This window comes from Streptomyces sp. NPDC001889 (assembly GCF_053594535.1).
The window spans coordinates 79,570-103,856 of sequence record NZ_JBSFER010000011.1 but is presented as its reverse complement, the minus strand read 5'-3'; the positions used below and the strand labels follow the sequence as shown (position 1 = coordinate 103,856).

Here is a 24,287-nt window from a genome sequence, read left to right as displayed (position 1 = left end):
CTGCCTACGTTTGAGCAGGTCAGGACGAGCGAACGCCAGCACACGCCCAGGACCGGAGAATGCCATGCCCCACCCCACCGCCACCCTCCCGGACGCACCGTCCGGGCCGGCCGCACAGGGCTCCGCCGACGGCCCCTCCCCGGAGCCCTCCCGGCGCCCCGGTTCCGAGTTCGCGCCCCTGCTGCGGACCGTTCGGGAACAGGGGCTGCTGGGCCGCCGCACCGGCTGGTACGCCCGGGGCATCGTTCTCAATCTGCTCGCCCTCACCGCCGTGATCACGGGTACGGTCCTCGCCGGCGGGTCCTGGTGGGTGCTGACGCTCGCCCCTCTGCTGGCCCTGTTCTCCACCCGCACCGCCTTCTTCGCCCATGACGCGGGGCACGCGCAGATCACCACCGACCGCCGCCGGAGCAGGATCATTCAACTGGTCCACGCCAATCTGCTGCTGGGCATGAGCCAGGAGTGGTGGAACGACAAGCACAACCGGCATCACGCCAACCCCAACCACATCGAGAAGGACCCCGATGTCGCGGCCGACATCCTGGTCTTCACCCGAAAGCAGGCCGTGGGCCGCGCCGGATTCCGCCGCTGGCTCACCCGGCACCAGGCCTGGCTCTTCTTCCCGCTGACCACTCTTGAGGGCATCGCGCTCAAGGTGTACGGCTTCCAGTCGGTGTTCCGCCGGCCGGCGGAGGGGGACGCCCGCCTCCCGGCCCGGGGCCGCCTGCTGGAGGGCCTGCTGCTCGTCCTGCACGTCGCCGGTTACGCGGCCCTCCTGCTGGCGGCCATGCCGCTCGGCCGGGCCCTGGTCTTCGCCCTTCTCCACCAGATGCTCCTCGGGCTCCACCTGGGCATGGCCTTCGCGCCCAACCACAAGGGCATGGAGATGCCCGACGAGGAGAGCGGGAAGGGCTGGGGGCATCTGCGCCGACAGGTCCTCACCTCCCGCAATGTCCGTGGCGGCCCGGTCACCGACTGGCTGCTGGGCGGTCTGAACTACCAGATCGAGCACCATCTCTTCCCGAGCATGCCCCGCCCGCACCTCAGGCTGGCTCAGCCGCTGGTACGGGCCCACTGCCGCGCCCTGTCCCTGCCGTACAGCGAGACCGGGCTCATCGACTCCTACCGGCAGGCGCTGGGGCACATGCGCGAGGTCGGGGAGCCGCTGCGCGGCGGAGCACCCGTGTGACGGCCCCGCGGGCCCGGCCGGGCGCATAGTGGAACTGTGCGGTACGCCCGCACGTTCCCCCCGCAGGAACGGCGAGAGCCGCACGAGGAGGCGTCGAAATGTCGACACGTACAAAGATTGTCATCGGAGGGGTGGCCATCGGCCTGCTCCTGATGACGGTGATCCCGTTCTGGGCGGCGCTGCTGGTCGTCCTCGGGGTCCCCGCGGTGGCCTATCTGATGCTCGACCCCGGGCAGCGCCGCAGGCTGCGCAGGGTCTCCCGCAAGGAGCTGGGCCGCTGAGCCCGCTCCGGCCGGGCGCACGGCGGCGGTGGCGGGTGGCGTGAACGGGTGGGGTCCGGCTCCGGGCGGGGCGGCGGGCGGATTCAGCCGTCCGGCCGCCAGTCCTCCCTGGCCAGGGCGTATTCCACCTCTCCGTGTTCGGAGCCGGCGATGACTTCCGGCCAGTCGCCGAAGTAGGAGCGGACAAACCGCAGGCCCGCTTTCTCCATGACCCGGCGCGAACGGGTGTTGACCGCCATCGTGTTCGCGGTGACGCGCTGGACCCCCGGTCCGGTGAAACCCTTGTGGAGGAGAGCCCGCGCGCCCTCGGTGGCATAGCCGCGGCCCCACGCGGCTCTGTTCAGCCGGTATCCGAGTTCGGTCACCGCGGCGCTGTCGTCCCGGAGCGGCCGGAACTCGAACCAGCCCAGAAAATCCCCCGTGGCCCGCTCCTCGGCGGCCCAGAATCCCGGATTGCCGATGCAGGGATAGTGGCGGGTCAGCCGGGGGAGGGAGTCCTCCCGCACCGCCTCCGGAGTGGTCGGACGGCCGCCGTTGAGGAAGCGCATCACCTCCGGATCGCTGTCCAGCCCGACCAGGTGGCCCAGGTCCGCCGAGGTGACCGGGCGGAGGGCGAGACGCTCGGTGGTGAGGAACACATCCATGATCAAATCCTTGTCGAGGGCCCGCCCGTATGCCAGGGGATATTTCCCGGGGAAAGCGTCCGGGATCGCGACTCCCGCCGCAACGGGCCGAAAGGCCCTCTTGAATATGCCGCTCGAATGTACCTGTATCGTCGCTCCATTTGGTGTGCCGGTTGCACCTTGCCGTGCCGTCCCGGGTGCGAAAGGCTTACCGCAACACGGGGAACGTATGAGCGGGGAGGGATCAACCATGGCGTTGGACAAAGGACTTGACTGGCTGCTCGACGATCTGACCAAGCGGATCGAGCACATCAGGCACGCACTGGTGCTCTCCAACGACGGTCTGGTGACGGGGGCGAGTACCGCGCTGGCGCGCGAGGACGCCGAGCATCTCGCCGCGGTCTCCTCGGGGCTGCACTCGCTGGCGCGGGGCTCCGGACGGCACTTCCGCGCGGGCCGGGCCCGCCAGACCATGGTCGAGTTCGACGAGGCGCTGCTCTTCGTCACCGCCGCGGGGGAGGGCAGCTGTCTCTGCGTGCTGAGCGAGGCCGAGGCGGATGTCGGCCAGATCGCCTACGAGATGACGCTGATGGTCAACCGGGTCGGCGAGCATCTGGGGGTCGCGGCCAGGCAGCCCGGTATGGTGCGTCGCTGAGCTGCGAGAACTCCGGCCGGACCGGGCCTGGGCCCCTGTCGTCGCGAGGTTTTCCACAGGCCGGGCGGAGTGTCACCGAGCCGGGCTATCGTCGTCACCGAGAGTATTCATCGCTCACGGGGGAGACATCATGGCAATTGACGACGGACTGACTCCGGCCCGGGCCGCCCGGCTCCTGGAGCTGAAGTCCACCGAGCTGGATCTCGCGCTCCAGCTGGGACACATCGACACGGCACCCGGTTCCGCCGGGGGGCCGCCGCGTGTCCCCCGGCGGGAGGTCGACCGGCTCCGCGATGCCGGAGGTCTGCCGGACGAGCTGCGCGAGCGCCTGCGGACCGTGGGCACGAGGGAGGGAGCGGGGCTGCTCGCCATCAGCCCCGAGCGCTTCACCCGGCTGGCCCGCGCCGGTCATCTCACCCCGGTCACCTTCTCCGTCAACCGCTACCACGCCGTCGTCTGGCTCTACCTCGCCGAGGAGCTCAGGCGCTTCGCCCGGGACCATCCGGCTCTCCTCGGCAGGGCGCCGGCCGGACGGCGCGCGCTGCCGCGCCAGGGGGAGGACCGCCGCCCCCGGGGCTGGCGCGCCCGCAGGCTGGACCTGCTGGTGCGGGCCGCCGCCGGACCGTGGCAGCGGGCCGCCGCCCTCGCGGCCGTGCTCCCTCCCGCGTCGCTGGCCGGGCTGGTGCCGGATTCCGCCGAACGGGCCCATCTGCTCCTGCTGCGCCCCGCGTTCATCCCGGTGCGGGCCCGGTCGGCCGCGGCCCGGCAGGTGGCGGAGCGGCTCCTGGCGGCGGACCGGCCGGAGGAGATCCACCGGTACCGCATGGGCCTGGTGCGAGAGCTGGCGGAGGCCCGGCGGATGTGCCCGGCGCCGGGACCGGCGATGCCGGCGCCCCGGGACGACCCCCGCGCCGCGGGGGCGCCGGGTCCCGGAGTGGTGGAGCGCGCGCACACCGGGACCGCCCGGCCCGCGCGGGCTGTCGGGCCGGGTCCCGGAGCGGTGGGGAGCGGGGCGCCGCCGGGGAGCGCGGACCCGGGGCCGGCGGGCGTCCGCACCAGGACCGGACGGCGTGTCGCGGTCCGCCGCCCCGCCGGGCGGGGTCTGCTCGGGAGGCTGCGGCTGTGGAGGCCGCGCGGGGCACGGGCTGAGGCGTCGCGGGAAAGACCCTAGGTCGTCTCTTTCGGATCGTGCCGGGCTCGCGAGCCCCGGCACCGGACCCCGCTCACCGATCCGGCCCGATCCGAAAGAAACTCCCTAGGCGGCTTCGTGGGGCATGGACGGGACGGTGGCCCCGCCGCCGTCCTGGACCGCCTGCACCACGGCCTGGTGGAGAACCCGGCTCTCCTCCTCGGACGGGCAGGGCGTGGGGCTGCCCGACAGCGTGAACCAGTCGGACGCCCCGCTGTACTGGACCGCGACGCGCGCCTCACCGTCGGCCCAGGTCGTGTGCACGCTGAGATCCCCGGTGAGCACACCCACCTCATCGGTGAGAACCCCTCCGCGCCCGGTGTACACGCCGGTGGTCGTCCACGATGCCCAGCTCATCCTCCCAGGCTCGCACCGCCGGGCCGAATATGCGAGCGAAGTCCTCCGGACCCCCGGAACAGCCTCTCACCAGGGGTTCCCCGCGCCGCCGCATGAAGCTCCGCTGTGGGACCGCTTAAGAAATCCTCGATGGACGCCGGCGGCCCCACTGGGCAGATTGGTGCCGGTCCACTGATCACCGCTGTCATAGTCTGCGATGAATGGTGCGATTGTTCCGTTCGGTCATTCACTGAGTGATCACCTTCGATGTCATGCCTGGAGCGGCCCCGATGAAGGCACTTGTCAAGCAGCACGCCGAGCCCGGTCTGTGGCTCATGGATGTGCCGGAGCCGCAGACCGGTCCCGGCGATGTGCTGATCAAGGTGCTCCGCACCGGGATCTGCGGCACCGACCTCCACATCCGCTCCTGGGACGCCTGGGCCCGGCAGACGGTCGCCACCCCGCGGGTCCTCGGTCACGAGTTCGTCGGAGAGGTCGCGGCCGTCGGCGCCGATGTGCGGGACATCGCGGTCGGCGACACCGTGAGCGGCGAGGGGCACCTCGTCTGCGGCAAGTGCCGCAACTGTCTCGCCGGGCGCCGCCATCTGTGCCGGAGCACGATCGGTCTCGGCGTCGGGCGTGACGGCGCGTTCGCCGAGTACGTGGCCCTGCCAGCGTCCAATGTGTGGGTGCACCGCACCCGGGTGGACCTGGACATCGCCGCGATCTTCGACCCCTTCGGCAACGCGGTCCACACCGCGCTCACCTTTCCCCTGGTCGGTGAGGATGTGCTGATCACGGGCGCCGGACCGATCGGGATCATGGCCGCGGCGGTCGCCCGGCACGCCGGGGCGCGCAATGTGGTGATCACCGATGTCAGCGAGTCCCGTCTGGAACTGGCCCGCAAGGCCGGTGCCACCCTCGCGCTGAATGTCTCGGACCACGGCATCGACGAGGCGCAGCGGCGGCTGGGGCTCAAGGAGGGCTTCGACATCGGCCTGGAGATGTCCGGCCGGGCCGAGGCCATGCGGGACATGGTCGACAACATGACCCACGGCGGGCGGATCGCCGTGCTGGGCCTCCCCGCCCAGGAGTTCGCGATCGACTGGGCGAAGGTCGTCACCTCGATGATCACGATCAAGGGCATCTACGGGCGGGAGATGTACGAGACCTGGTACGCCATGACGGTGCTGCTGGAGGCCGGGCTCGATCTCACTCCGGTGATCACCGGCAGCTATGGATTCCGGGACTTCGACGCCGCCTTCGACGAGGCCGCCACCGCCCGCAGCGGCAAGATCATCCTCGACTGGACCCGTTGACCCGTTGACCCGTTGACCCGTTGACCCGCTGACCCGTTGACCCGCTGACCCCTGCCCCGGCCGACCCGGTCTGACGACCGGGCCGTCCAGCGACCGGCCGATCGGCCGGCCCACCGTCCACCGCCCGCCGTCACCCCCGAGGGAGCACTCACCATGTACGCGTCCGTCCGCGACGACCTCCGCACCACCCTGGACGAGATCCGCGCAGCCGGTCTCCACAAGCCCGAGCGCGTCATCACCACACCGCAGAGCGCCACGGTCTCCGTCGCCGCCGGCGGCGAGGTGCTGAACTTCTGCGCCAACAACTACCTCGGGCTCGCCGACCACCCCGAGGTCGTCGGCGCGGCCAAGGAGGCGCTGGACCGCTGGGGCTACGGCATGGCCTCCGTACGGTTCATCTGCGGCACCCAGGACGTGCACAAGGAGCTGGAGGCGCGGCTCTCGGCCTTCCTCGGCCAGGAGGACACCATCCTGTACTCCTCCTGCTTCGACGCCAACGGGGGAGTCTTCGAGACCCTCCTCGGCCCCGAGGACGCGGTCATCTCCGACGCGCTGAACCACGCCTCCATCATCGACGGCATCCGCCTCTCCAAGGCCCGCCGCCACCGGTACGCCAACCGCGATCTCGCCGACCTGGAGCAGCAGCTCAAGGAGACGCAGGACGCCCGGCGGCGGCTGATCGTCACCGACGGTGTCTTCTCCATGGACGGCTATGTCGCCCCGCTCGCCGACATCTGTGATCTCGCCGACCGCTACAACGCCCTGGTCATGGTCGACGACTCCCACGCCGTCGGCTTCGTCGGCCCCGGCGGTCGCGGCACCCCCGAGCTGGCGGGCGTCATGGACCGCGTGGACATCATCACCGGCACCCTCGGGAAGGCCCTCGGCGGCGCGTCGGGCGGGTACGTCGCCGCCCGCGCCGAGATCGTCGCCCTGCTGCGCCAGCGCTCCCGCCCCTACCTCTTCTCCAACTCCCTCGCCCCGGTGATCGCCGCCGCCTCCCTCAAGGTGCTCGATCTGCTGGAGTCGGCCGGGGAGCTGCGGGAGCGGCTGCGCGAGAACACCGCTCTGTTCCGCTCGCTGATGACCGAGGCCGGCTTCGACATCCTCCCCGGCGACCACCCCATCGCCCCCGTCATGATCGGCGACGCGGCCGAGGCGGGCCGGATGGCGGAACTGCTGCTGGAGCGCGGGGTCTATGTCATCGGCTTCTCCTACCCCGTGGTCCCGCTGGGCAAGGCCCGTATCCGGGTCCAGCTCTCCGCCGCGCACTCCCGCGAGGACGTGGAGCGGGCCGTCGCCGCGTTCACCGGGGCACGCGAGGAGCTGAGGGGCTGAGACCGGCGGAGGGCCGGCCGGACCCCGGCTGACAGAATGACCCGGTGATCGACCCCCGGCGGCTGCGCATCCTGCGGGCCGTGGCGGACCACCGTACGGTGACCGCCGCGGCCTCCGCGCTCTATCTCACCCCCTCGGCCGTCTCCCAGCAGCTCAGCGCGCTGGAACAGGAGACCGGCCACACTCTGCTCATCCGCAGCGGCAAGGGGGTCCGGCCGACCGCGGCGGGGGAGATCCTGCTCACCCACACCCATGCCGTGCTGGCTCAGCTGGAGCGGGCGGAGGCCGAGCTGGCCGCCTACGCGGGCGGGGCCGCCGGGGAGGTGACGGTGGCCGCCTTCGCCACCGGCATCGCCGAGGTCGTCGCCCCGGCCATGGGCGTTCTCGCCGCCGGCCATCCCGGCATCCGGATTCGGGTCCGGGACGCCGAGGGGGACGAGAGCCTGCCGCTCGTCCTCGACGGCGAAGCGGATCTCGCGGTCGCGGTCGAGTACCGGGGAGCCCCCGGCGACGACGGGCTGCGGCTCTCCCGCGTACCGCTGTACGCGGAGCCGTTCGACGCCGTTCTGCACCGGGACCACCCCCTGGCGGCGTCCGGGCGGGTCGCGCTCGCCGAGCTGGCCGGCAGCGACTGGATCGGCCCCTACCCGGGCAACCCGTGTCACGACATGGTGCTGCTCGCCTGTGAGCTGGCCGGTTTCCAGCCCCGTCTGGTGCACTCGTCCGACGACTTCCACGCTGTGGTGGCGCTCGCCGGCGCGGGCGCCGGAGTCGCGCTGGTGCCGCGCTCGGCCCTGCGCGGCACGGTGCCCCAGAACGTGGTCGTCCGACCCGTGTCCGGCCCGGCGGCGACCCGGCGGGTGTTCGCCGCCGTGCGCCGGGGCGCCGAGGACCACCCCCTGATCAGCCCGGTGCTCGAAGCGCTGGCCAAGGCGGCGGCCCGCATCCCGGCGGGCTGAAACGGACGCCTCAGCCCGCCGGGGGCACCAGGGCCTCCTTGAGCCCGGTCTCCAGCGGGGTGTTCGTGCCCCGCAGATAGGCCCTCTCGTAGGCACTGTCGCCGACGCCCGCGCGCGCGGCCCGCTCGCACTGCTCACGCACCGCGGCCAGCTCCGGAGTGCCGCGCTGCGGATGCCCGACGGTGCTCCAGAACGCCTGCCCCGTCCCGTACACCTGCCCCGCGCGCTCGCCGTCACCGGCCGCGGCGATGGCCGCCGCCAGCAGATCCAGTCCGAGCGCGATACCGAAGCTGTCCCCGATGCCCCGCTTGCCCTCCAGCATCGCCCGCGTGTGGCCGGCGGCGTCATGGGGTTCCCCCGCGAAGAGCGCGATCAGACTGAGCTGGTAGTCCAGATAGGCACGGGTCCAGGACTCGCCCCGCTCCACACAGCCCCGCCGCAGCGTCAGCGCCCGCTCCCGCGCCTCGGTGAGCCGGCCGAGACCGGTCAGCGCGAAGACCCGCACCAGATGGCAGCGGAGCCCGGCGCCTGAGTCGAAGGGAGCGGCCGACGCCGCCCCGAGCGCCTCGGCCGCGATCCGGTCCGCGTCCAGCGGCCGGCCCGTCAACAGCGCGATCAGCCCGCCGAGATATCCGGCCTCCAGCGTCCCCTCCGGAATGCCGTCCCGGCGCGCCGACCCCGCGCACGCCTCGCTGATCCGCCGGGCCGTCCCGTACTCACCCTGAAGAGTGACCGCGACCCCGAGTGCCCACAGCCCCCGGGTGCGGTCGGGGCCGCCGTGCGGATGGGCGGCCAGGGCCTGTTCCAGATAGTCCCGGGCCTCGTGCAGATGGCCGCAGCAGCTCCAGAAGAATCCCACCAGGCCCATCAGCCGCAGCGCCCGCCCGGGGGACGCGGTCAGTAAATGGTCCAGCGCGGTGCACAGATCGGTGTGGACCTCGCCGATCCTGCGGTACCAGTAGGCCTGTTCCGGCCCGAGCCACCGCTCGTCGGCCCGGTGCGCGAAGCGCAGGAAGTGATCGGCGTGCCGCTCGGCCACCGCGCTCTCCTCGTGCAGCGCGCGCAGCCACATCCGCCCGTACTCCCGGATGGTGTCGAGCATCCGGTAGCGGACGCCGCTGCCGCCCTCCACCTTGACGGCCCGGATCACCGACGCGGCCACCAGCCGGTCGAGCAGGGGGCCGATCGCCCCGGCGCCGAGCGGGCCGCCCGCGCACACCGCGCGCGCGGCCTCCTCCTCGAAGTCGCCGCGGAAGACGGTCAGCCGTGCCCACAGCAGCCGCTCCAGCGGTGCGCACAGCTCATGACTCCACCCGATCGTGGTAAGCATCGTCCGGTGCCGCTCGGGGTGGGCCGGGGCGCCGTCGGTGGCCCTGAGCACATCGAAGCGCGAGGTGAGCCGTTCGGCGATCTCGTCGAGTCCGGTGCGGCCGGCCTGCGCGGCGGCCAGTTCCAGGGCCAGCGGAATGCCCTCCAGCCGGCGGCAGATCCGCACGGCGGCCTCCCCGTCCCCTCCGCCTCCGCCTCCGTCGTCTTCATCGCCCCCATCATCCCCTTTGCCCCCATTAGTCCCGTCTGTTGGGGAACCTCCACCGCCCGGCCGTGAGCCCCGCCCGGCGCCGGACTTGGTTCCGGACGGTCCCGCTCCGGCCGCCGCCACCCGCTGCCGGAACAGCTCCAGCGCGTCCGGTTCGTCCACGGACAGCGGGGCGACCTCGATCAGCCGCTCGCCGGTCATGCCCAGCGGCTGCCTGCTGGTGACCAGTACACGGAGCCCCGGGACGACCGTCAGCAGATCGCCGACCAGCGCCCGGCAGGGGTCGAGGAGATGTTCGCACGAGTCCAGCACCAGCAGCAGCCGCTTGTCCATCAGCCACTCGCAGAGCGCGTCGACCGGCATCCGAGGGGTGTGGTCGTTGAGCGCGCAGGCGTCCGAGACCGTCGACGTCAGCAGCCGGTGGCCGTGGAGCGGGGCCAGATCCGCCCAGGCCACCCCGTCGGAGAACGCCCCGGCCGCCCGTCTCGCGGCGCGCAGGGCCAGACGCGACTTGCCCACGCCGCCGCTGCCGACGAGCGTGATCAGCCGGTCGTGCCCCAGCGCCCGGTCCAGCCGGGACAGCTCCCGGCTCCGTCCCACGAAACTGGTGGATTCCTCGGGGAGATTGCCCAACACGGAGTCAGTCTTGCCTATGGAAGCCTTGCCTGAGGCAACCTCATGAAGGGGTTGACGCCGCCTCCACGGCCCGTTTGAGATTGCGCAGCGTCCGGCGTATGTTGCCGCGCTGGAAGTCGGCGAAGGTCTGGCCGCCGGTGGCCGCCCGGTCGAAGGTGTTGGCGAGGCCGTCCGGCCAGCTCCGCCGGTCGTCCCGCCAGGTCTCCGTCACCCGCGTACCGCCGTCGACCGCGTCGAAGCGGTACTCCCAGGTGGCGATCCGGCCCCGCAGCAGCGGTCGGCGGAGGCCGATGGCGTGCACCCGGAAGGCGAAGCGCCGGCCCGGATCGGCCGCCGTCACCGTGCAGCGCGTGGTCCAGCGCAGCCCGCCGCGCTTGTTGTGGCCGTCGAACTCCATGCCGACATGGGCGCCCGCGCCGCTGTCGCGCACCGTGGCACCCAGATTCTCCGGGCTCCAGCGGCCCATCAGGGCCGGATCGCTGACCTGCTCGTAGATTGTGGACGGTGCGGCCTGGATGACGATGCAGTCCGAGACCGACAGGGTGCGTGGCATGGTGGAGGACTCCGGTTCGTGTGGGCGTGGCGGCTTCGTGGCGGGCGGAGGCTGGTGCGGGGCCCTTGCCCCGGGAGCGGGATTCAACTCCTCTCCGGCGGTGTCTTTCCGCCGCTCCGGCCGGAACGGGGGCCGAGGTGCCGGGAGCGGAGGCGGACCCCAAGGTTACCTACTGGTAGGAATCTGCGAGGCCGGGCGCGTGCGGCGACAGGGCGCGCCGGCCGCCGGCTTCCGCGCGTGGATGTCCGTGCGGCCGATGGCTCTGTTCGCCGCCGGGGCCGCCCTCCGCGCCGGGCTCCCGGCCGTGAGTGAGGTGATGCCGGTCGGCCGCGTCGGTCCCCGCCCGCCCCGCGGCCCCGTGGGATCGGGCCATTCCGGCCGGGCTCCTCCGTCCCAGAAAGCGGAATGTTCCCGTCCGTTCGACTACCGATAAAGAAAAGATAAGCGCAGAATGAAAGGGCGCGCCCCCGCGGCGCGCGGTTCGGCCGGACGATCGCGGACACGATCGGCAGAGAGCTGAAGGAGGCGATTCGTATGGCCGGCGTCTCGCACAGGGAAGACGTCTCGCACCGGGAGGATCTGGCGGGGCATCCCGACATCACGGAGATGCGGGATCGCTATGCCCGCGTGCTCGGAGGGCGCGATGTCGCCCTCGTGGACGGCCCGGTGTTCCTGGTCGGCCTCGCGTGCGCGGTCTCCCCGTGGATCGTCCACTTCTCGGGGAGCCAGCCCGCCCTCGCGACCCACAACCTGATCATGGGCGTCGCGATTGTCGTGCTGGCGCTCGGATTCACCGTGATGCCGCAGAGGATGTACGGCCTGAGCTGGGCCATGTGCGCGATGGGCGCGTGGCTCGTCGTCGCGCCGTGGATCGTGGGCAGCAGCCCGGACGCGGGTGTGATCTGGACCAATGTGATCCTCGGCGGCCTCACCTTCGTGCTGGGGGTGGTCTGTACGGCGGCGGCGATGAGAAGCGGCCGGGGCGCCGGATGAACCGGTCTACGAGTCGCTCAGCAGCCAACTCCGCGGCGAGCGCTGACGAGCGGTGTTGAGCAGGGCGTGGATGCGCTCCCCTGCCTGGTCGGCGTCCTTGACGGGCGAGGCGAAGGCGAGGCGCGCATCCTCGTGGCTGCGGATGTACTCCAGCCGCAGGGTGATGCCGTAGCGGTCGATGGCGAGCGGCAGCGCCCGCCGCACCCCGAGCGTCACCCTCGGCTTCACCAGCCGCAGCAGCAGTCCGACGACATCGCCGTGATCGTCGGTCAGATGGGTGAGCATCCCGGCCTCGCAGGTCGCCAGGGGGTCGGTCTCCGCGTCCATCAACTCGTCGAGCCCCACGGTGATCCGCTCGCCCCCGGCGTCCAGGACCGCGTGGGAGAACTCCATGCAGCGGCTGCCCTCGGGTGTCGCGTGCCCGGCGGGGGGCAGCAGCCAGCCCGCGAGCAGGACCCTGGCCCGGACGCGGTCGCGGACCGGGGTGGGCGCGACATCGGTGAACTCCAGCGAGGCGCGCACGGGTCCGCCCTCCGGCGCCGGTGGCGCGTCGCTCTCCCAGGCGCGGGACAGTGCCGGGTGCAGATGGATGTGCTCGGCGACCCCGGGCCCGTCCAGCCGCGACACCTCCGTGCGCCCCGCGTCGGTGACCACGGTCATCGAGTCGGCGGCGGTGAGGATCGAGCGGATGCGTTCCGCGCTCGACGGTCGCACGGGAGGGGCATTGAACAGTCGGCGCATCCGGGTCTCCACATCTCCGCACACCGGGACAACAGTGAGAGTTAGGTATGCCTAACCTAACCCGCACTCCCCGTCATCGCCAAGCCCGTGCGCGGGGGCGCACCGATACACACCGGGCGCGGCGCCTCCCCACGGGCCCCGCACCCGGGCGTGTCGGCAGGACGGCGGCCCGCCGGAAGCTCCGGCCCGGCGGCAGTTCCACGATCCCCTCCGTCGGCCGCCGCATCCCCGCGCCCGGGATGGCGGAGCCCGTGCGCACCGGAGTGCGCCGGCTCCTGTCCGGTCCGCGCGGCCAGTGCCGCCCGGAGCCGCTCGTACGGCAACTCAGCCCCGTCCTCGGCCCACTCGCCCGGCAGGGTGGTCGTCGTGCACGGCGAGGGCGTCCGCCGGCAGCTCCCGCGAGCCCGTGTCGGCTCCGGCGCACGCACCACAAAGGCGCCCGGGGTGCCCCGCGCCCGTACCCGGTCCACGGCGGCCACGGACAGGGCCGGCCGCGTGGCGGTCTCCCGCAGCACCCGGCCGGTGCCGGTGTCCGCCCGGCGGCAACCGAACAGGCGGACGGCACCCCTGGGGGGCACCCCGCTCAGGGGTCGAGCGCCCGCGCCGACACCGGCAGTCCGGGGGCCTGGTGGCCGCCGCTGGCCAGCATGCGCACCTCACCGCGCTCGCTGATCTCCGCCCGGACGATACCGGTGTCGTCCTCGTAGACGGGATGGCCGCCGGCGCCCGCCCGCTCGGTGCGCCGGACGACCACCACGTCGTCCTCCGCGCCCGACGCCTGGAAGACCAGCTCGTACCTCTCCGCGTACTCCATGGGATCTCCTGACACACGCACCGGCCGGGTGGGCCCGCGCCCACGCTCCCGTCCCCCGGCCGGTCGCCGGGGACGGGTACGGCCCGGCACCATCCTTCCCCAGCCCCGCCCCCGGCGCCTGGGGAGGAGGCGCCCGGCAGCGGCCGGCCTGGCCGGTATGCGCCTTGTCCGGGCGCCGGCGCCGGCGTCACGATGACAGGGCCGACCGGAGCCGCGCAGCCGAGGAGGGCCCCATGGACAGCCCAGAGCCGCCGCCGACGATCCGTGGTCTGCTCCCCGACCACCGCGACACACCACTCGACCGGGTGCCCGAGGAGGATCGCTGCGCCGTACTGGCGCGGGCGGGTTCGGCGCGCGAGACCCCCTCCGCCTTCCAGTCCTCGGGATCGGTCCGGCCCGCGCCGTAGGCCCCTGGAGCTCATGTGCCCACGGCCCCGCGACCCTTCCGGCAGTTCGTGGTCAAGGTGCACAGCCGGTGCGATCTCGCCTGTGACCACTGCTATGTCTACCGGCACGCGGACCAGAGCTGGCGGGGCCGCCCGGTGACGATGTCACCGCGCACCTTCGCCCTCGCCGCCGCGCGGATGGCCGAGCACGCGGCGGCGCACGGACTGCCCCGCCTCCACGTGGTCCTGCACGGCGGGGAACCCCTGCTGGCGGGCCGGGAGAGACTGCGCGGGTTCGCCCGGGAACTGCGCTCGGCGCTCCACGGCGTCTGCGACCTCGACCTGCGGATGCAGACCAACGGGCTGCGGCTGGACGACGCGTTCTGCGCGATGCTCGCCGAGGAGCGCATCGTCACCGGTGTCTCCCTGGACGGCGACCGGGACGCCAACGACCGGCACCGCGTCAGAGCCGACGGATCGGGCAGCCACGACCAGGTGGTCGCCGCCGTGCGGCGGCTGGGGGCGCCCGCGCACCGGCGCGCCTTCGGCGGGCTGCTGTGCACCGTCGACGTGGCCAACGACCCGGTCGCTGTCTACCGTTCGCTCTCCGGTCTCGACCCGCCCGGGATCGACTTCCTGCTGCCGCACGCCACCTGGGACCGGCCGCCGCCCCGCCCGCACGGCCCCACCGACTACGCGGACTGGCTGATCGCCGTCCACCGGCGGTGGACCGCGGACGGACGGCCGGTCCGCATCCGGCTGTTCGAATCGATCACCCGGCTCACCCACGGCGGTACGAGCCTGACCGAGGCCCTGGGACTGGGCAGCTCGGACCTCCTCGTCGTGGAGACCGATGGCGCGATCGAACAGGCCGACTGGCTGAAGACCGTCGCCGAGGGAGCCCCCGCGACCGGTTTCCACGTGGCCCGTGACACCTTCGACCGGGCGGCCGGTCACCCCGGCATCCTGGCCCAGCGACAGGGCCTCGACGGCCTCTCGGCGCAGTGCCGGGCCTGTCCCGCCGTCGACGTCTGCGGCGGCGGCCTGTACGCCCACCGCTTCCGCACCCCCGCCCCCGGCCGGCCGGGCGGCTTCGACCACCCCTCGGTCTACTGTGCCGACCTGCTGAAACTCATCCGTCACGTCGAACGGTCCGACGCCCGCACCCCCGTGCACGGACTGAGCCCCGCCCACTTCGACGCCCTCGCCGCCGGGGCCGGCGGAGCGGACGCCGTCGCCGCGCTGGCCCGGGCCCAGCACGGGGTGCGCCGGGTCCTGCTCGCCGCCGCGCACCGCGCCGCCGCCCCGGGGACGGCCGGACCGGAGACCCCGACCGGGAGGACCACCGAGGCGGAGGCGGCGGGCTGGCGGGCGGTGCTCGGACTCTCCCCGGCCGCCCTGGACATCGCGCTCACCGACCCCGGAGTGCGTCCCTGGGCCCTCGGCGTCTGCGAGAGCGGCGCCGCGGACCCCGGGCGCCCGGCGGAGATCGCCCTGTCCGCCGCCGCGCGCACCGGAGCCCCGCTGCGCCTGACCGTCCCGCTGCGCGGGGGCAGCGTCCACCTCCCGGGCCTGGGCCGGCTGGTCACCGGCGCCGCGGCCGGTTCCCTGGCCATCGCGACCGAGCACGGCCGGATCACCGTCGACGGCACCCCGCTGGCCGCCCTCCCCGCCCCGTTCCGCTGGCAGCCGCTCCGGTATCTGGCGGCCGAGGGGATACGGGTGGCGCTGGAGGACACCGCTCCGTATCCGGTGCCCGTGCCCCGGCTCACCCGCGCGCGGCACCGCGCCTGGCAGAGCGCCTTCCGCGCCGCCTGGCGCGTGCTGCGCGAGAGCCACCCCCGGCAGGCCGGGGAACTCGCCGCCGGGCTGCGCTGCCTGGTCCCGCTGCCGGGGCCGCCGGGACCCGCCGCCGTCCGGATGTCCCGGCACACCTTCGGGGCGCCGGCCCTGGCACTGCCACCCACCTCCGAGGCGTTCGCCCTGCTGCTGATCCAGCAGCTCCAGCGGATGAAGCTCGCCGCGCTGGCGGATCTGTACGACCTGCTCGCGCCCGGCGCCGGCCGGTGCCGGGTCGCCTGGCGGAGCCGGCCCCAGCCGCTGGAGACCGTACTGGAGGAGGCGTACGTCCATCTGGCCCTGGCCGGCGCCCACCGCGCCCTCGCCCGCACCGGCGGCGCCCGGTCGGGTCCGGCCGGTTTCAGCGGCCCGGCGGCGGCCCGGCGGGCGGCGTACTGGCACGGCGCGGTGCTCGGCGCGCTGGACACCCTGGACCGGTCCGGCGCCGCCACCGCGGTGGGCGAGCGGCTGCTGCGGGGCATGCGCCGGGGCGTCCCGGCGGCCGGAGGGGCCGGGTGAGCCGGGCGGAAGGCGGGGCGGGCCGCCGCCCGGCCACCGGGCCCACGGGGGCGCGCGCCGGAGCACACCGGCCCCGCGCAGCGGGAACCGGCCCGCACGGCAACTCGCGGGCTCCAACCACTAGTACCCGTCGCGCCTTTCGCGCTCCAATGGACTCCTCAGCGCCGGCCCGGCGACCGTGTGTCACCGGACCGGCGAGTGGTGATCGCGGGGGAGGCGATGCCATGACCCATCCTTTTGCCTCTTCGCAGGCGCTGGCCGTGAGCCGGGACCCGTACTTCTTCCTCAGCTACGCCCGCATCCCCTCCAGGGAGGAGGAGCGCAGCCGGGACCACCCCGACCAGGACCTGGTCGATTTCCACCGGGAGTTATGCCGTCACATCATGCAGCTCACCGACCACGACGGCACCGAGCCGCCGGGTTTCCTGGACCGGCGCATGGGCATCGGCGCCGACTGGGAGCGCCATCTCAAGGAGGCCCTGGCGACCTGTCAGGTCTTCGTCCCCGTCTACACCAAGCGGTACTTCTCCCGGGAGTGGTGCGGCAAGGAGTGGGACGCCTTCGCCCGGCGGCAGGCCCGTCAGCATCTGACCCGGCCGTACACGGTCAACGCGATCGTCCCCGTGCTCTGGCTGAGCCCCGCGCATCTCGACATGCCGCCGGTCGCCCAGGCCGTCCAGTACATCCACCCCGACCTCGGGGCCTCGTATCTCAAGATGGGCCTGTACGGGCTGCGGGAGGCGGGCTACGCCATCCAGTACCGCAGAGCGGTGTGGGGCATCGCCCAGACGATCGTCAAGGTCGCCCAGCAGGCCCGTCTCGAAGCCTGCGACACCGCGCTGTTCGAAGACCTCCGCAATGTCTTCGAGGAGGGACCCTGAGATGCCGCTCTTCTTCCTGAGCTACGCCCGCATCCCCGGTGACCGGCGCAGCGGGCCCGACCCCGACCGGCTGGTCTTCGACTTCTACATGAAGCTGCGCAACCGGGTCGCCGCCCGGGCCCGGGTCGCCGGGGTCTCGGCCGGCTTCGTCGAACTGCCCGGCACCACGGGGGAGGAGGTGACCGAGGCGCTCGCCGGCTGCCGGGTGTTCGTCCCGCTCTACTCCAAGCGGTACTTCACCGACTCCCAGTGCGGCCGGCAGTGGACCGCGGTCACCCGCAGGGCGGCCCCGGCGCCCGGTCCCCGGATCGTGCCCGTGCTGTGGACGCCCTATCCGGCGGCCTCGGTGCCGGAGGCCGTGCAGGAGACCCCCGCCCTGCCGGAGACCGCCGGCGACGCGGAGGACGGCTACGCGGCCATGGGGCTGCACCAACTGCTCGACCTGGAGGAGAACCAGGCCCTCCAGGTGATCGAGTGGCTGGCCGGGCGGATCGTGGACTCCGTCCCCGAGTCCTGGGCGCCGGGCGAGCTGGCCCCCTCGGACCTCGCCCGGCTGCCGGACGCCTTCGCCACGCTGCCGCCCAGCCCGCCGCTGCGGATCACCGTGCTCGCCCCGTCCGAGGAGCGGCTGCCGATCGGACGCGAGCCCGCCCGCTACGGCCCGCGCCCCCTCGACTGGAGTCCGTACGGCCCGGTGGCGGGCGGTCCGGTGGCCGAGCAGGTCACCGAACTCGCCCGGAACCTCGGCTTCGACCCGGAGGTGGTCTCGTTCGACAAGGCCCTGGACGAACTGGGCGGGAGCGGCACCCCGGCCGCGCCCTGGATTCTGATCGTCGACCCCTGGGCGCTCCAGGACGCCGGGGTGGCCCGTGACGCCCGGGCGTTCGACGCGGCGAGCCGGCCCTGGACCGCTGTCCTCACCGCACTCGCCGACGACGACCCCCAGACCAAGGAGCACGCCGAACGGCTCCGCGGACTGCTGGAATCCACTTTTCCCCGCTATCTGAGAGAGGGGAGAATCGGGCAGCAGTCGGCCGTTCGCGGTCTGGTCACGGCGGACGCATTCGCCCTGTGGTTCGGGGAGTTGGCCGAGTCCGCCTACATGAGATATCTGCGATACATTCAGCCGCAATCGCCCCCGCGGAGCACGGGCCGGGGGAGAGGGCCGGGGGCCGGCGAAGACGGACTCGGCACCGACGAAAGCGGCGCGGAGGCAAGGCCATGACCGGCGAGAACGCGGGCAGGATCATCACGTTCTATTCGTACAAGGGCGGTACGGGCCGCACCATGGCGCTCGCCAACACCGCCTGGATTCTGGCGTCGTCGGGCCGGCGCGTCCTCGTGGTCGACTGGGATCTCGACGCCCCCGGGCTCGACCGCTTCCTCCACCCCTTTCTGGACCGGGACCGGCTGGCCACCACGCCCGGCGTCCTCGACCTGGTGAGCCGCTTCAACCAGGGCCTGCTGGAGCAGTTGCGGCTGGAGGAGGTGCACGGCGGCCCGGCCTGGAGCGGCGACGGGCCGACCGTGGACGACGCCTGGGTCGCCGAGCGGGCCCGTTTCAACCACTGCGTGATTCCGGTGGTCTGGGAATTCCCGCGGAACGGACGGCTCGATTTCGTCCCGGCGGGCACGAAGAACAAGGGATATCTGAGCGCCTTCTCCCAGTTCGACTGGAAACCGTTCATGGAGGGCCGGAGCGCCACCCAATTCATCGAGGCGCTCAAACGGGAGTTCGTGCAGAATTATGATGATGTGCTGATCGACAGCCGTACCGGTCTCAGCGATATCTCGGACATCTGTACGGTCAATCTGCCGCATACGCTGGTCGCCTGTTTCACCCCCAGCAGCCAGAGCATCGACGGAGCCGCCGCGGTCGCCGAGCGGATCGAGGCGATGTACGGCAACCGCAGCATCCGCATCCTCCCCGTGCCCATGAGGGTCGAGGACACCAACGGCCAGGCCGACCGGCTCGACGCGGCCCGCGCCCAGATCCGGCTGCGGTTCGGCCGGCTCCTGGAGCGGCACAGCACCATCGCCCCGCACGACTACTGGGGCCGGGTCGAGATCCCGTACCGCCCCGCGTACTCCTACGAGGAACTGCTCGCGCCCTTCCGCGACACCCCCGGGAACCACTCCTCCCTGCTCGCCGCCTACGAACGGCTCACCGCCGTCGTCTCCGACGGCGCCGTCACCGCCATGCCGCACATGGAGGAGCACACCCGGCAGCGCTATCTCGACCTCTTCACCCGGCGCCGGCCGCTCGACGTCTCCGACGTCTACATCAGCCATGTCCCGCAGGACCGCACCTGGGCCGAGTGGATTCGCTCCGTGCTGGAGGCCGCCGACTTCCGGGTCCATCTCGCCCAGGAGGCCACCGGCGAGGGCGGCCGGCTGAAGACCGAGACCGAGCGCGGTGTCGAGGCCACCTCGCACACCCTCGCCGTGCTCTCCGCCGCCTATCTGCGCTCCTCCCGCTTCCGCACCACCTGGGAGACCGTCTTCTCCCCCGACCGGCTGGGCAACCGCCGCAATCTGGTGCCCGTGCGCGTCGAGGAGATCGCCCTGAGCGCCCCCTTCACCGAGCAACTGGTCGACCTCACCCGCTGCCCCACCGAGGACTCCGCCCGGGAGGCCCTGCTGCGCGTCTTCGAGGTGACCCCGGAGCCGCGCGCCCGCACCCACTACACCGGCGCCGACCGCAGCGCCCCCCGCTACCCCGGGGCCGAGCCGCCCGTCTGGTCGGTCCCGCTGCGCACCACCTCCTTCACCGGGCGCACCGAACTGCTCGACGCCATCCGGGAGGGCCTGCGCAACGGGAACCAGACGATCCTGCTGCGCGGGATGGGCGGCGTGGGCAAGACCCTGCTGGCGCAGGAGTTCGCCCACCGCTTCAAGGGGGACTACGACGTCGTCTGGCACATCCAGGCCGAACAGCTCAACCTCGCGGTGGAGCAGTACGCCGCGATGGCCCCCGAACTGGGACTGCCCGAGCGCAAGAACCCCACCGACGCGGCCCGTGCGGTCCGCGACGCCCTCGACCGGGGCGAGCCGTACCACCGCTGGCTGCTGATCCTGGACAACGCCGACGAGGCCGACCGGCTCACCGACTTCCTCGCCCGGGGGCGCTCCGGCCACATCATCGTCACCAGCCAGCGGTCCGAGGGCTGGGGCCGCCACGCCGAGACGATCGAGGTCGGGGTCTTCACCCGCTCCGAGAGCGTCAGCCATCTGCGCCGCCGGCTGCCCGACATCGGACCCGACGAGGCCGACCAGCTCGCCGCCGAACTCGGCGATCTGCCCATCGCCGTCGAACAGGCCGCCGCCGGGATCAAACAGACCGGTCTCAACGCCCGCGAGTACATCCGCCTCCTCCAGAAGCCCACCGCGGGCAGCGGCGCGCCCCACGACGGCGACGAGGTCGCCGATCTCACCAAGGCCACCGGCGGCACCTGGGACTTCGCGATCGGCCGGCTCAGGGAGAACTACCCGCCCGCCGTACGGCTGCTCCAGCTCTGCTCCTACTTCGGCCCCGAGCCCATCTCCATGGATCTGCTCCAGGGTGTGGAGATCGCCCGCTCCCTCGGCGGCGGACGGACCGTCTCCCGCGCCTACCAGGAGCTGAGCCGCTTCGCCCTGCTCCGCGTCGACCGCAAGGCCCGCTGCGTCCAGGTGCACCGGCTGATCCAGCGCTCCATGCGCAACCGGATGAGCCCCCAGGAGCAGGAGAGCGCCCGCCACATGGTCTACCGGGCGCTGATCGCCGCCCGGCCCGGCAAGGACGACCCCGAGGACCCGAGCACCTGGGACCAGTACCGCATCATCTGGCCGCACCTGGGCACCCCCTGGTCGATGGTCACCGCCGACGACGGCGTCCGCGAGCTGCTCGTGGACCGGGTGCGCCAGCTGCGCCGCCGGGGCGAGCTGACCCAGGCCCTGGAGCTGAGCGAGCGCTGTGTCTCCGGCTGGAGCGCCGCCGGCGACCCCGACGAGCGGTGGACGCTTCACATGCGCTTCCAGATCGGCAACATCCTGCGCGCCCAGGGCCGGTACGAGGAGTCGCTCGCCCTGAACTCGGCGGTGCTGGAGCGCCAGCTCGACGTCCTCGGCGACAAGGACGACCAGCATGTCCTGATGACCACCAGCAGCATCGCCGCCGATCTGCGCGGCCTCGGCCGCTTCGCCGAGGCACTCCAGTACGACCGGGAGACCCATCGCCGCTACAGCGAGGTCTACGGCGAGGACCATCCGCGCACCCTGAACGTCGCCAACAACCTCGCCGTGTCCCTGCGCGCGTCAGGCGACTACTACGGGGCCCGTGACCTGGACCGCCGCACCCTGGAGACCAGGGAGGAGATCCTCCTCCCCGACCATCCGCTGACCATCGAGTCCGCCGTCAACCTCGGCCGCGACCTGCGCGACTGCGGCGACTACGCGGCCTCCGTCAATCTGCTCAAGCGCGCCCACGAGCGCTGTCTGCGCAATGTCGAACTGACCGAGGGCGCGCCGACCGTGCTCAACACCGTCAAGGGCCTGGCCGGATCGCTGCGCGGCGCCGGACGGCCGGGGGAGGCGGAGCAGTTCACCCGGCATGTGCTCAAGCACATGCCCGACAGCGACGCCGGAGACTCCCCGGAGCGGCTGCTGATCGAGATGAACCTCGCCGCCGATCTGATGGCCCTGGAGAAGGACGACGAGGGTCTCGAACTGCTGCGCGGGGTGCTCGGCGGACTCGGCCGCAGCCTCGGGGCCCGGCACCCCTCCACCATCGCCTGCGCGGTCAACTACGCCGTCCATCTGCTGCGCGCCGGCGACCAGGCCGAGGGGGAGGCCCTCCTCGAACGGTCCGTGACCGCGTACACCGAACTGCTCGGCGAGAGCCATCCGCACGTACTGGCCTGCCGGGTCAACCTCGGCAGCGCCCAGGCGCTGGGGGGCCGGCCCGACGCGGCGCGGCGCACCTACGAGTCGGCCTTCGACCAGTTGCGCGAGGTGCTGCGCTCCAACCATCCGTCGACGCTGGTGTGCGCGGGCAACCTCGCGATCGTGCTGCGCGATCTCGGCGACCACGGGGCCGCCGAGACCATGCGGGACGGGGTCCTGGCCGAGATGGTCAAACGGCTCGGCACCGAGCACCCGAGGACGGCGGCGCTCCAGGAGTGGCGGTGGAGCGCGCTGGAACTCGAACCGCACCCCATCTGAGACCCCCTCGGCCGGTGGACCGGAGGGGGGTCAGACCGTGTGCGTACGGGCGTTGTCGCGGACCCAGGCCAGGATCGGCGGCAGCGCCGGAAGGGCGGCGAAGTGGGCGGCGGAGGGCTGGAGCACCGCGCTGGCTCCCGGGATGCGGCCCGCGAGCCAGTGGAAGTGGCTCACGGGCGCGAACACATCGTGCTCCCCGTGCCAGAGCAGCACGGGCACCCCGTCGATGCTCTGCGGCCGGAACCCCCAGGGAGTGCGGAAGGAGACCAGATCGTCGACCCAGCCCATGGGCTGCGGCGGCCCGTCCGGTCCGCCCGGTGACGGCTCGGCGCTCCCGCCGACCGCGGAGAGGTAGTTGAGGAGCAGCAGATCGCGGATTCCGGCGTCCTCCACCACCCTGCGGTCCACCACGGGCATCTCGGTGGTGAGCGAGTTCAGCAGCGAGGAGGGGTTCCTGCGGATGGCGTCGGCGCTGCGCGCGAGGAGCGCGCCGACGCGCGAGAGATCGGGGGACTCGGCCATCAGGGTGTACGTCATCACATTGGACTCGGCCATGCCGGCCAGCCAGTCCAGCCCCTCGGCGTCCGGGGGAGCGATGGTGACCACGGCGGCGGCGCTCGCCACCCGCTCGGGGGCGAGCGCCGCGCAGGCCAGCGCGTGCGGACCGCCGCCGGAGCGCCCCACCACCGAGTACCGCCGCAGCCCCAGCGCGTCCGCGATGGCGGTGACATCACGGGCCGCGTCGGCGACATTCCGGCCGGCGTGCCGGTCGGAGTCGCCGTACCCGGGGCGGTCGTAGGCGATGAGACGGATTCCGAGGTTGTGCAGATGGAAGGTGCGGGGCCGGGGCCCGAGCCGGCTGCCGGGCGTGCCGTGCAGCAGGAACACCGGGTAGCCCTGTGCGTCGCCCCACTCGTCGTAGGCGAGCTTTCCGTCGCGGTCGGGCGCCTGGACCAAACCCACCGTTGCCTCCCGTTGCCAGCGGCTCGGCCGGAACGGCATCTCACTCCAGGATGCTGGACCCGGTCGCCGCCCGCAGCACGCTAATCAGCCGAACTGGCCCGGCCCGCCGCTCGGCCGGCCGTTACGACGGTAGCCGACCGGCCACGGCGGCGTGCCGCCAACGCCGCCGAAGCCCCGGTTCGCGGGGTGACGGCCCCCCGCCCCGGGTTGACGCCGCGCGCCGAGCGCGGCGCGGGCCGTCCGCCGGGGCGGTTCACGGAGCGGTCCCCTCCAGCCGCCGCAACCGCTCGGCGTCCCCCGTGCGCGGGCAGGTCGCGCAGGCCTCGGCCGGGCGGATCGTGTAGAAGAGGCAGCAGCCCATCCGGGTGCGGGTGGGGTGGGACCGGCCGTCCCGGTCCACCAGCCCGCGGAAGGCGGCCCCGCCCGGGTAGGGGCTCACGGCGCCCGGCAGCAGCTCCCCGGCCTCCCGGACGGCCCGCTCCTCGTCGCCGAGCATCCGGCCCAGATACCAGATTCCCGAGACGAGATCGTCGGTGACCATGCCCCACAGCGCCCGGGGTCCGCGCCGCAGCCGGGGGCCGATCGCCGCCAGCACCGGCCGCACATGGTCGGCGACCGCCGCGCGCAGCTCCGCGCGGAGCGCCTCCTCGCCGGCGACGACCCGCACCCCCGGCAGCCCCGCCGCCGGATCGTCGGGCAGACAGGAGAAGGCGCCCGGCACGACCGCGTAGGACTCACTCGTACGGCTGATTCTGACCTGGTCCGGACGGAGCCGCGGAACCCGTCGCTCCAGATACCAGGGGCCGCTGATCAGCAGCGAGGCCGACCAGAGAAAGCCGTGCAGTGCCCGCGAGGCGACGACATCGGGCCGTGCGGTGTGGTCGTAGCGGCTCTGGATGCGGCCGGCCTCGGCGGCGAGGAAGCCGTCGAGCAGCTCGGGACGGCAGGCCAGCTCCGCGCCGTCGACCCAGCCCTGGGCGGCGGGCGTATGAGGCTCCGCCACCACCACGTCGAGGGCCGCGCACAGCCGGGCGAGCCGGTGGTAGGCGGAGGCGAGCAGCGTGGAGCAGCTGAGGGCAGCTCCGGCAGGTGCAGGCGCCGGGGCCAGAGTCACGGGTACTCCTCAAAGGGAAAGTGCGAGGGGGGAGAAGGTAAGGCTCACCTTAACCACATCTTCGGACCAGATCGTTAACTGGGGCGGTGGTGAGGTGAATTGGCTTTATTAGGCTCACCTAACCTAAGCTCCGGACGGGGTGACCCGGAGCGACCACAACCGCTGCGACCTGGGAGTTCGTCCCGGGCGCCGCTGCCGGGCCGCCTCGGTCGGCCCTGTC

General features: G+C 72.9%; 21 protein-coding genes. 13 read left to right on the top strand and 8 right to left on the bottom strand.

Annotation, left to right across the window (positions count from 1 at the left end):
* Positions 1-64: 64 nt before the first annotated feature.
* Positions 65-1,189, top strand: a complete 1,125-nt coding sequence (locus tag ACWCRA_RS14620) for an acyl-CoA desaturase (protein ID WP_351543851.1) — start codon at positions 65-67, stop codon at positions 1,187-1,189.
* A gap of 98 nt (positions 1,190-1,287) precedes the next feature.
* On the top strand, positions 1,288-1,470 hold the full coding sequence (locus tag ACWCRA_RS14615) for a hypothetical protein (protein ID WP_351543848.1): 183 nt from the start codon (positions 1,288-1,290) through the stop codon (positions 1,468-1,470).
* Between the two features lie 83 nt (positions 1,471-1,553).
* On the opposite strand, the gene ACWCRA_RS14610 is transcribed toward ACWCRA_RS14615, so the two are convergent.
* Positions 1,554-2,114, bottom strand: a complete 561-nt coding sequence (locus ACWCRA_RS14610; RefSeq protein ID WP_351543845.1) for a GNAT family N-acetyltransferase — start codon at positions 2,112-2,114, stop codon at positions 1,554-1,556.
* A gap of 229 nt (positions 2,115-2,343) precedes the next feature.
* Between ACWCRA_RS14610 and ACWCRA_RS14605 the strand changes: the two genes are divergently transcribed.
* Both ACWCRA_RS14605 and ACWCRA_RS14600 read left to right on the top strand, forming a co-directional pair.
* Entirely contained in the window at positions 2,344-2,748 is a 405-nt protein-coding gene (locus ACWCRA_RS14605) for a roadblock/LC7 domain-containing protein (protein ID WP_351543842.1), read from the top strand.
* A 130-nt stretch (positions 2,749-2,878) separates the two neighbouring features.
* On the top strand, positions 2,879-3,919 hold the full coding sequence (locus tag ACWCRA_RS14600) for a DUF6397 family protein (RefSeq protein ID WP_451067730.1): 1,041 nt from the start codon (positions 2,879-2,881) through the stop codon (positions 3,917-3,919).
* Between the two features lie 84 nt (positions 3,920-4,003).
* Here the strand turns inward: ACWCRA_RS14600 and ACWCRA_RS14595 are convergent, their stop codons facing one another.
* Entirely contained in the window at positions 4,004-4,294 is a 291-nt protein-coding gene (locus ACWCRA_RS14595; protein WP_351543838.1) for a hypothetical protein, read from the bottom strand.
* A 269-nt stretch (positions 4,295-4,563) separates the two neighbouring features.
* Here ACWCRA_RS14595 and tdh point away from each other — a divergent pair, with 269 nt between their 5' ends.
* From tdh to ACWCRA_RS14580, 3 genes are all read left to right on the top strand, one after another.
* Positions 4,564-5,592 (top strand): L-threonine 3-dehydrogenase, encoded by a 1,029-nt coding sequence (tdh, locus tag ACWCRA_RS14590; protein WP_351543835.1) that lies wholly within the window; start codon positions 4,564-4,566, stop codon positions 5,590-5,592.
* A gap of 153 nt (positions 5,593-5,745) precedes the next feature.
* Complete coding sequence (locus ACWCRA_RS14585) at positions 5,746-6,930, top strand: glycine C-acetyltransferase (protein ID WP_351543833.1); 1,185 nt, start codon at positions 5,746-5,748, stop codon at positions 6,928-6,930.
* 44 nt (positions 6,931-6,974) lie between these two features.
* Positions 6,975-7,889, top strand: coding sequence for a LysR family transcriptional regulator (locus tag ACWCRA_RS14580; protein WP_451067729.1), 915 nt, complete (start codon positions 6,975-6,977; stop codon positions 7,887-7,889).
* Between the two features lie 10 nt (positions 7,890-7,899).
* Here ACWCRA_RS14580 and ACWCRA_RS14575 read toward each other — a convergent pair whose 3' ends face one another.
* On the bottom strand, positions 7,900-10,062 hold the full coding sequence (locus ACWCRA_RS14575) for an ATP-binding protein (protein ID WP_451067728.1): 2,163 nt from the start codon (positions 10,060-10,062) through the stop codon (positions 7,900-7,902).
* Between the two features lie 40 nt (positions 10,063-10,102).
* The gene (locus tag ACWCRA_RS14570) at positions 10,103-10,615 is read right to left on the bottom strand and encodes an SRPBCC family protein (protein ID WP_351543825.1); all 513 of its coding nucleotides are present in this window, start codon (positions 10,613-10,615) and stop codon (positions 10,103-10,105) included.
* A gap of 534 nt (positions 10,616-11,149) precedes the next feature.
* Between ACWCRA_RS14570 and ACWCRA_RS14565 the strand changes: the two genes are divergently transcribed.
* Positions 11,150-11,608, top strand: coding sequence for an SPW repeat protein (locus ACWCRA_RS14565; protein ID WP_351543822.1), 459 nt, complete (start codon positions 11,150-11,152; stop codon positions 11,606-11,608).
* Between the two features lie 6 nt (positions 11,609-11,614).
* Here the strand turns inward: ACWCRA_RS14565 and ACWCRA_RS14560 are convergent, their stop codons facing one another.
* Positions 11,615-12,349, bottom strand: a complete 735-nt coding sequence (locus tag ACWCRA_RS14560; protein WP_351543819.1) for a DUF2470 domain-containing protein — start codon at positions 12,347-12,349, stop codon at positions 11,615-11,617.
* A 583-nt stretch (positions 12,350-12,932) separates the two neighbouring features.
* Entirely contained in the window at positions 12,933-13,163 is a 231-nt protein-coding gene (locus ACWCRA_RS14555; RefSeq protein WP_351543817.1) for a DUF6296 family protein, read from the bottom strand.
* A 233-nt stretch (positions 13,164-13,396) separates the two neighbouring features.
* Here ACWCRA_RS14555 and ACWCRA_RS14550 point away from each other — a divergent pair, with 233 nt between their 5' ends.
* The 5 genes from ACWCRA_RS14550 (at position 13,397) to fxsT (ending at position 21,990) form a co-directional block, all read left to right on the top strand.
* Complete coding sequence (locus tag ACWCRA_RS14550; RefSeq protein ID WP_351543814.1) at positions 13,397-13,570, top strand: FXSXX-COOH protein; 174 nt, start codon at positions 13,397-13,399, stop codon at positions 13,568-13,570.
* Between the two features lie 15 nt (positions 13,571-13,585).
* Positions 13,586-15,907 carry an FxsB family cyclophane-forming radical SAM/SPASM peptide maturase gene (locus tag ACWCRA_RS14545; RefSeq protein ID WP_451067727.1) on the top strand — a complete coding sequence of 774 codons (2,322 nt, stop codon included), beginning with the start codon at positions 13,586-13,588 and terminating at the stop codon, positions 15,905-15,907.
* A 224-nt stretch (positions 15,908-16,131) separates the two neighbouring features.
* Positions 16,132-16,788, top strand: coding sequence for a TIR-like protein FxsC (locus ACWCRA_RS14540; RefSeq protein ID WP_351543808.1), 657 nt, complete (start codon positions 16,132-16,134; stop codon positions 16,786-16,788).
* Position 16,789: 1 nt separating this feature from the next.
* Positions 16,790-18,013: an FxsC protein gene (fsxC, locus tag ACWCRA_RS14535; protein ID WP_351543805.1), complete on the top strand. Its 1,224-nt coding sequence runs from the start codon at positions 16,790-16,792 to the stop codon at positions 18,011-18,013.
* A complete protein-coding gene (gene fxsT, locus ACWCRA_RS14530) occupies positions 18,010-21,990 on the top strand; it encodes an FxSxx-COOH system tetratricopeptide repeat protein (RefSeq protein WP_451067726.1) in 3,981 nt (1,326 codons plus the stop codon). The genes fsxC and fxsT overlap by 4 nt, the downstream gene beginning before the upstream one ends.
* Positions 21,991-22,020: 30 nt before the next feature.
* On the opposite strand, the gene ACWCRA_RS14525 is transcribed toward fxsT, so the two are convergent.
* Together ACWCRA_RS14525 and ACWCRA_RS14520 are read right to left on the bottom strand one after the other, a co-directional pair.
* Positions 22,021-22,992, bottom strand: coding sequence for an alpha/beta fold hydrolase (locus tag ACWCRA_RS14525; RefSeq protein WP_451067725.1), 972 nt, complete (start codon positions 22,990-22,992; stop codon positions 22,021-22,023).
* 214 nt (positions 22,993-23,206) lie between these two features.
* The gene (locus ACWCRA_RS14520) at positions 23,207-24,067 is read right to left on the bottom strand and encodes a (2Fe-2S)-binding protein (protein ID WP_351543796.1); all 861 of its coding nucleotides are present in this window, start codon (positions 24,065-24,067) and stop codon (positions 23,207-23,209) included.
* Between the last annotated feature and the right edge of the window lie 220 nt (positions 24,068-24,287).